Annotated in this window: 2 protein-coding genes; both read left to right on the plus strand. The window is 63.5% G+C overall.

What is annotated here, in order from left to right:
- Positions 1 to 220 precede the first annotated feature (220 nt).
- Positions 221 to 1,897, plus strand: coding sequence for an amidohydrolase family protein (locus OE647_RS19975; protein WP_263723524.1), 1,677 nt, complete (start codon positions 221 to 223; stop codon positions 1,895 to 1,897).
- A 374-nt stretch (positions 1,898 to 2,271) separates the two neighbouring features.
- Positions 2,272 to 2,466 (plus strand): hypothetical protein (locus tag OE647_RS19980; RefSeq protein WP_263723525.1); only part of this gene is annotated, 195 nt, incomplete at its 3' end.

Consider the following 2,466-nt stretch of genomic DNA (forward strand, 5'->3'; position numbering starts at 1 on the left):
GACTTCGACCTCTCCGGTACTGTCTTCCAATAACCGGGGCGACAAGAGCCACGGATCAGGTGGAGAGGCGATCCTGCACAGCGCAGATCGAACTCTCCACCGAACGCCCTGCATCGACAACATGAGACGCCCAATGCAGGAACCATACCCGAAGACCCTGACTGCGGCGCGTGCCGTCGCCGTCGGCATCGCCCAACCGAAATGCAGAGGAGAGAACAACATGAGCGAGAACGAGATCTCCCGCAGGGAGTTCAACCTTGGTGTTGCCGCGGGTGCGGCCGCCATTGGGTCCGCGGGTAGAGCCTTGGCGCAGACGAGGGAGCCATTCGACCTCGTGATCCTTGGCGGGCGGGTGATGGACCCCGAGACCGGGTTTGACCAGGTCGCAAATGTCGGCGTGCGCGCGGGTCGGATAGCCGCTATCACAGTCGAACCGCTCGAGGGCGGCCGCCAGATCGACGCCAGCGGCCATGTCGTCGCGCCCGGCTTCATCGACACGCATTTTCACTGGCCCCGGCCCATGGGCAACAAGCTCGCACTGCTCGACGGGCGAACGACGGTTATGGACCTCGAGATCGGGACGCTCGGAACGCTGGTGGATGACTGGTACGCAGAGCGCACCGGGACCAACCAGATCAACTACGGCTGCGCCAGCTGCCACGAATTCGCGCGTACCTTGGTGCTCGACGGCATCACGACGATCGATGCGCCTGAGGCCATGAACCATCGCGGCTCGGACAAGTCTGGCTGGTCCCATACCCGCCCGGACCTCGACAAGGGCAACGAGATCCTGCGCGTGCTCGATACCGGCCTCGCCGCGGGCGCGGTTGGCATCGGCTCGACGCTGGGCTACATGCGCGACGGCGCATCGGCACGCGAGGTCTTCGAGATCCAGCGCATCGCCGCGGCTTATGGAAGGCCCTGCGCCTTCCACTTCCGCTACACGCCCGGCACGGACACGAGCGAAGCGAACGGTATCCAGGAGATGCTCGCGAACGCCGCCGCGCTCGGCGCGCCCGCGATCGCCTGTCACTTTAACAACCCCGGTTACAACCTCGTGCACGAGCTGCTGGTGCGGATGCGCGCGCAAGGCCACAACATGTGGGGCGAGCTCTACCCCTACGCGGCGGGCTCGACGGCGCTGAACGCCGTCTTCCTCGAACCGGAAATCTGGGTAGATCAGCTCGGCTACATGTACGAGGAGACCATCCAGGATGCGCTGACCGGGGAATGGTACACGCGGGAGAGCCGCACAGAGATGATGGCGCGCGAGCCCGCGCGGCTGGTGCTGGCCTACAAGATGCCTGAGAGCGCCATAGTCGACTGGCTGCGGCTGCCTGACGTGGCGATCGCGTCAGACGGGATGCCGATCCTCGACGACAGCATCACATGGGATACGCCCTTCGAGGATCTGCCCAACAGTCACCCACGCGGGGCCGGCAGCTGCGCGCGGACGTTGCGCATGGGGCGCGAGAACGGCATCCCCCTGATGCAGAGCGTCGCCCAGCTGAGCTGGAACTCGGCGCGCCCGCTCGGTCTTACGGGGCTGAAAGCGATGCAGGAGCGCGGGCGGATGCAGGAGGGCATGATCGCCGACATCACGATTTTCGACCCGGAGACAGTGACCGACAACTCCACCTACGCGCAGGGCAATCTGCCGTCCTCCGGCATTCCCTTCGTGATCGTCAACGGCGTGGTGGTGGTCGATGGCGGCGAGGTGCTGCGCGGCGTGAACCCAGGCCAGCCGATCCGTAACGAGCCGCAGGAAAGCTTGTTCGAACCACTGGACGTCCATGCATGGACGCAGGCCTTCTACGCTGTTCCGCAGGATTTCGGTGGCGGCGTGCCGAACTCGCAACCGGCCTACGACCCGCGCGTGATCCCGTGCTGTGAGTGACGCTGCATATGGCGAAGCGCTCTTGCCCGATCGGAGCTCCGGCCAGTCGCAGTGCGGACCTCCGGTCAAAACGCGGCAAGCGTCTGGTTGCCGTCATGCGGGACGAATGCTGCGCCTGCCCCCAATGTCTGAGAAGGGTTTTGAATGTTCGCCGTCAGCACCCTTGGGACATTTGATTTGATTTCGTAACGGAGGGTTCCAGGCTCATCGTAACCACCAAGGAGTGGAGATGAGACAGAAACCCGGAACAGTAAAGCCGACGGCGGAGTCGGTTGTGAAGGACATCCGAGACGGACAGGGATCGGGCAATTGTCGAGGTCGCCCGGTCGCTGTTCGACTACTTCCACGTCGGGCAGATGGCGAAGCAGTAAACGGTGAAACTTCGCCTTGCAGACCCTGCCAGTGCGCTCCTGCCCGGCGAAGACAGAACTCTCCGCCAGGTGCCATCGTCATCCCGCGAGGAAAACTCCAGTGAAGACTCCAATGCAAAGGAAAAATTCAGTGAAGAACCGAATGAAACCACTACCTGCCCTGCTTGTTTCGTCGCTACTGTGCGTCACACCGGCACT

This window comes from Albidovulum sediminicola (assembly GCF_025751575.1).
GTDB lineage: Bacteria > Pseudomonadota > Alphaproteobacteria > Rhodobacterales > Rhodobacteraceae > Albidovulum > Albidovulum sediminicola.